1 protein-coding gene is annotated in these 235 nt (G+C 62.1%); it reads left to right on the top strand.

What is annotated here, in order from left to right; all coding sequences use genetic code 11:
• A partial coding sequence (locus ACQG3P_RS23815; RefSeq protein ID WP_426806430.1) for a hypothetical protein occupies positions 1-235 on the top strand: 235 nt, incomplete at both ends.

Below are 235 nucleotides of genomic sequence, written 5' to 3'. Positions count from 1 at the left end.
CTCCACATGGATCCTTGAAGGATCGCTGCCGTTGTTCGTGGGCGGCGAGCGTCCGAGTCAGTCTCAGCCTGCGGGACTGCAGCGAACGATCATCGCCACCACGGTGAGGTTGATCGCCTATGTGAACGACATGGTCCTTGATCCCATCCCCGACGAAGATCGCGAAAGGCTGATCGACGGCGCCACGGCGGAGGTCATGGAGCGCTGGGCGCAGGGGATCGAAGGAGACAAGGAC

This window comes from Stenotrophomonas sp. SrG, assembly GCF_050031795.1.
Taxonomy (GTDB): Bacteria; Pseudomonadota; Gammaproteobacteria; order Xanthomonadales; family Xanthomonadaceae; genus Stenotrophomonas; species Stenotrophomonas rhizophila_A.
This window is presented reverse-complemented; position numbering and strand designations above follow the sequence as displayed.